Consider the following 5,065-nt stretch of genomic DNA (forward strand, 5'->3'; position numbering starts at 1 on the left):
GTGCGGCCCGGGCGAACCCGAGCCGCACCCTCCCGGCGTCAGCGGCGGGCGCGCACCGCCTTGCCGGTGGCCCAGCCGGCCAAGCCGAGCGCGAGCAGCGCCCCACCGGCGACGAACGGCCAGGATCCGGTGCCCGGCGCCACGGCCGGAGCCGGCGTCAGAGCGAGGTCGTACCCGCCGAGCTTGCCCTCCGCCCGGTAAGCCGAGCCGGGCAGCTTGTCGCCGTACAGCCGGTGCACCAGCTGCTGGTACGCCGCCACCGTCACGCCGGCGCCGACCCGTTGGCGAGCCGGGTCGTTGAGCGCCAGCACGCGACCGTCGCGCACCCGGTACCACGCGTTGACCTGCGGTTCGGTGAACACGAGGTCGCTACCGGCCTGCGCCGGGTACGTCAGTTCCTCGGTGCCCGTCGTGAAGTTGGTCGCGGCCCAGCCGGTCGCTTCCGGCGTCACCCACACGGTCGCCTGACGACCCGTCGACGCCGAAGCACGCACGGCGTAGAACGCGAACGACGCCGGCGCGGCACCCGGCGTCCCGGCGACGAAAGCCGGGTCCAGCGAATACACCCGCTGAGGCGCGCCGGCCGCTTCGGGCGCCTGCGCGACATCGGCGCGGGCGACGCCCGCCCGCCGGTCGAGCTGGCCGAAGAACGCCGAAAGCTGCGGGTCCGCCGCTTTGACCGCGGCGGCGACCTCGTCGGACGAAGGCGGCGAAGCCGAGGCCGTGCCACCGAAACCGACCACCAGGGCCGTACCCGCGACCAGGACCGCGAGTCCACGGAAGAAGTTCATGGTCACGCCCCGATCCGGTAGAGGGACTGCGCCCACTGGAACTGCCCGTTGCGGACGTAGCTCGAGTGCGCCATCGCGCTGTAGCGCTGGCTGCTCGGCCACGGGTCGCCGTAGTAGACGAGCCCGCTCGCGTCGTAGCCGTAGATCACCTGCGCGTGCCCGCCGCCGGCGGTCCAGTAGATGCCCGTCTCGACCGGGCGCCGCGCACCGATCTCGGTCTGCACCGAAGCCAGGCTGAGCGCGCCGGTCACCGTGCCGGGCCGCAGGCCGAGCGCCTGGTACCCGCGCTGGACGTACGTCAGCTCGCCGGCCTGGTTGGGACACTGCGAACCGGCCGGGTAGCCGCGCGAGTAGTCGCAGAAGGTGTTCTGGCTGACGTTCGTTCCGTAGCCGAGGAACCGGGCGATGGTCAGGCCACTCGCGGCCCAGCACCACTGGTTCTGTTCCTGGACCAGCTGACTGATCGACAGCGTGGTCGCTTCGGTCGTCGCGCTCGCGGGCGGGGAGAGCAGACCGGTGAGGGCCGCGCACAACGCGCCGAGCGCCATTGCTCGTCTGAGGTGCATTCGTTGCTCCTTGTCGGCAACAGGTGGGGACTTCGTGAGCTTCTCCCGTTGCCGCGCCGGGCAGTAATCCCAGCGGGGATAACACCGGCGTTATGCCGCCTATCGGGCCGACGCGCTTTCCGAATACTCGCGGCACCAGCGCGCGAAATGCGGATTCCGCTGTCGCGACGCCGCGTAAGCGACTTCCGCGCACCGGAACACCCGGTCGGTCGTCGACGTGCGGGCGTCTTCCTCGCGGGTCGCGAACAGCAACGTCGTCCACAGGGGGTCGCCCGCGAGCGGCAGCGCGACGAGGCCCGGCGGCGGCGCCGAAGCGGCCTGCGCGAGGCAGACCGCGCCTTGCGCGATGAGCGTCCCCGCGGTGCCCGCCTCCGACGTGAAGTGCCGGACGCGCGGGCTGAACCCGGCGGCCGCGCAAGCCTGCAGGAACCGGACGCGCACGCAGTTTTCGTGCGGTGGCGGGAGGATCCAGGCGCAGCCGGCCAGGTCGGCGAGGTCGACGACGCCGTCGCGGATCGCCGGGTGCCCCTGGGCGATGCCGACGAAGATCGGCTCGGTGGCGAGCGTCCGGACGGTCAAGCCGGCGAAGTGGTGCGCCTCGGTGCCGTCGAACCGTTCGAGCAGCGCGACGTCGACGCGGCCGGTCGAAAGCAGCTTCAGCAAGGTGAGCGACGCCGGTTCGGCGTAGGTCTGGACGTCGACGTCCGGCTCACCCAGCTCCTCGATGAACCGGCCGATGATGAGCAGCGGTACGTACCCGATGCGCAGGGTCTCCGGCCCGTCTTCGCCGTGGCGCCGGGCGGAGGCGACGAGGGCCTGCATGTCGGACAGGAGCGCGTCGGCGCGGGCGAGCACGAACCGGCCGAGCTCGGTCGGGCGCACGCCGCTGGGGCCGCGGACGAACAGGTCGCCGCCGAGGATCCGCTCGATCCGCTTGAGCTGCGCGGTGAGCGCGGGCTGGCTGACGCCGAGGACGGTCGCGGCACGGCTCACGCTGCCGCCGTCCGCGACGGCGCGGACGGCCCTGAGATGCCGCAGCTCCAGCTCGGCCACGCCCAGCAGGCTAACGCCGTCTTCCCGGGCGGCACGACCTGCGAAAGTCGGGCTTACTACATTCGGCGGTATGAGTCTCGCGGATCTTCCCCGGCCGATCGGGTTCGTCCTCGGCGGGGGCGGCAGCCTCGGCGCGATGCAGGTCGGCATGCTGCGCGCGCTCACCGAGGCCGGCGTGACGCCGGACCTGGTGGCGGGCACGTCGGTCGGTTCGCTCAACGCGGCGGTGCTGGCGCTGCCCGGCGACGACGTTTTGGCGCGCCTGCACGGGATCTGGGCGCACATGACGCGCGCCGAGGCGTTCCCCGGCGGCGTGCTGAGCCGCGTCCGGATGCTGACGCAGAGCAAGACGCACCTGTTCCCCAACAGCGGCTTGACGACGATCATCGCCGACCACCTCGGCGCCGAGACCCGCTTCGAGGACCTGGCGCTGCCGCTCGGCGTCGTCACGACCCAGGTCGACACGGCCGAGCCGCTGCTGATCCGGTCCGGACGGCTGCTCGAGCCGTTGCTGGCCAGCTGCGCGATCCCGGGGATCTTCCCGCCGGTGGAGCACGAAGGACGGCTGCTCTACGACGGCGGGCTCGTCGCGAACGTGCCGATGCGGCAGGCGCTGGCGATGGGCGCGAAGTCGTTGGTGGTGCTCGACTGCGCGTTCCCGGGGAAACTGCCGGAGGCGCCGCGGACGTTCGCCGAGGTGATGATGTTCACCGCGATGATCTCCATGCGGAACCAGGCCGTGCTGGAAGCGCCGGTGGCGGCCGCGCACGTGCCGGTGGTGTACCTGCCGGGGCCGGCGCCGGTACGTGTGAACCCGCTCGATTTCGGGCACACCGAAGCACTGGCGGAAGAGGCGTACTCGGCCGCGCGGGAGTTCCTCGACGGGATCTCGGTGAGCGGGCCGGGACTTTACGGGGCTCCGGGCCTCGTCGTCACGTGATCCGCGTCACGCCGATGCACCGATCCGCCCGGAAGAACGTCATCGCTATCGCGTAGGTTTTGATGACGAATGCCCGCCGACCCCAATTCCCCAAAAAGAGACAATATGCCCCCCAAGAAGATTTTACTTTCGGTGGCCGGAATCCTCGCCGGAGCACTGCTGGTTTCCGCCTGCTCGTCCGGTGACGACGGCGGCTCACCCGGCGGCGGGGCGCCCCTGTCCGGTTCCGCGTCGGCGTCGGCGACCCCGGTCGCCGTGTCGTTCGAACCAGCGGGCGGCACGGGGGTGAGCCCGGCGACGCCCGTCGTCGTCAAGGCCGCCAACGGGAAGCTCCTCGACGTCACGGTGACCAACACCGCGAAGGGGACCAAGGTCGGCGGCAAGCTCGCGGCCGACGGAGCCAGCTGGACGTCGACCGAGCCGCTCGGCTACGGGGCGACGTACAAGATCGTCGCGCACGCCCAGGGCGCCGACGGGAAGCCGGTCGAGCAGGACAACCAGATCAGCACGATCGCGCCGAAGAAGCAGGCGAACGCCAACCTGATCCCGGCGCCGTCCGCGGTGGCGAGCTCGGGCGTCGGCGTCGGGCAGCCGATCGTGTTCAGCTTCGGGAAGATCGCCGTGAAGAACAAGGCGGCGGTGGAGAAGGCCCTGACGGTGGAGTCGACGCCGAAGCAGGAGGGCAGCTGGTACTGGATCGACGACTCGAACGTCCACTACCGGCCGAAGGAGTACTGGAAGGCCGGCACGACGCTCAAGGTGTCGGCCAAGATCTACGGCGTCGATTTCGGCAACGGCGTCTTCGGCGCGGAGGACCGCACGGAGACGTACAAGGTGCACGATTCCTGGATCGCGAAGGCGGACGGGAACACCGAGCAGATGCAGGTCTTCCACAACGGCGCCATGGTGAAGTCCATGCCGATCTCGATGGGCAAGGACGCGACCCCGACCCACCTTGGCGCGCACGTCATTTCGGACAAGCAGGCGAACTACACGATGGACTCGTGCACGTACGGCGTCTGCCCGCCGGACCCGAAGGCGTACCGCTCCGTCGAGAAATGGTCGGAGCGCATTTCCAACGACGGCGAGTTCGTCCACGAGAACCCGAACAGCGTGGGGCAGCAGGGAAGTTCGAACGTGTCCCACGGGTGCATCAACCTGAACGGCGCGAACGCCCAGTGGTTCTTCCAGAACATGGGCCTCGGCGACGTCGTGGAGATCACGAACTCCGGGGGCCCGCAGCTCCCGGTGTGGGACCTGTACGGCGACTGGTCCAAGTCCTGGGCCGACTGGCAGGCCGGCTCGGCCCTGAAGTAACCCTTGATCTTGCCTCCCACGGGGGCCAGGAGCTGCGCTCCTGGCCCCTTCTTCGTGCTCCGACCCTCCAGGCACGCGAGTCGACCCTCCAGGCACGCGAGTCGACTCTTCAATCACGCGTGATGCCCTCTCAATCACGCGAGATGCCCGCCCAGTCACGCGAGTTCCGGCCCGAGTCACGTCGGCGCGGTGTGCGGGAAGGGTCGAGACACGTGATGGAGGAGTCGACTCGCGTGATGGGAGGGTCGACACGCGTACCCAGGCGGTCGGCTCGCGTGCCTGGAGGGTCGGGCAGAGTGGATGCGGGCATGAAAAAGGGCCCGGGCCGGGAGACTCGCGTCTCAACCGGGCCCAGACCCTTCCCCAAAATAAGTTCGGCGGTGTCCTACTCTCCCACA

5 protein-coding genes are annotated in these 5,065 nt (G+C 70.2%); 2 read left to right on the forward strand and 3 right to left on the reverse strand.

Annotated features, from left to right (window positions below):
• Positions 1 to 38 precede the first annotated feature (38 nt).
• From AB0N03_RS51810 to AB0N03_RS51820, 3 genes are all read right to left on the reverse strand, one after another.
• Entirely contained in the window at positions 39 to 791 is a 753-nt protein-coding gene (locus tag AB0N03_RS51810; RefSeq protein ID WP_364388875.1) for a hypothetical protein, read from the reverse strand.
• A gap of 2 nt (positions 792 to 793) precedes the next feature.
• Positions 794 to 1,357 carry a papain-like cysteine protease family protein gene (locus AB0N03_RS51815; protein WP_364388876.1) on the reverse strand — a complete coding sequence of 188 codons (564 nt, stop codon included), beginning with the start codon at positions 1,355 to 1,357 and terminating at the stop codon, positions 794 to 796.
• Between the two features lie 99 nt (positions 1,358 to 1,456).
• On the reverse strand, positions 1,457 to 2,410 hold the full coding sequence (locus AB0N03_RS51820) for a LysR family transcriptional regulator (protein WP_364388877.1): 954 nt from the start codon (positions 2,408 to 2,410) through the stop codon (positions 1,457 to 1,459).
• Positions 2,411 to 2,480: 70 nt separating this feature from the next.
• Here AB0N03_RS51820 and AB0N03_RS51825 point away from each other — a divergent pair, with 70 nt between their 5' ends.
• Both AB0N03_RS51825 and AB0N03_RS51830 read left to right on the forward strand, forming a co-directional pair.
• Positions 2,481 to 3,350, forward strand: coding sequence for a patatin-like phospholipase family protein (locus AB0N03_RS51825; protein WP_364388878.1), 870 nt, complete (start codon positions 2,481 to 2,483; stop codon positions 3,348 to 3,350).
• A gap of 105 nt (positions 3,351 to 3,455) precedes the next feature.
• Positions 3,456 to 4,667, forward strand: coding sequence for an Ig-like domain-containing protein (locus AB0N03_RS51830; protein ID WP_364388879.1), 1,212 nt, complete (start codon positions 3,456 to 3,458; stop codon positions 4,665 to 4,667).
• Positions 4,668 to 5,065 lie beyond the last annotated feature (398 nt).

This window comes from Amycolatopsis sp. NPDC051061, from assembly GCF_040682935.1.
Classification (GTDB): domain Bacteria; phylum Actinomycetota; class Actinomycetes; order Mycobacteriales; family Pseudonocardiaceae; genus Amycolatopsis.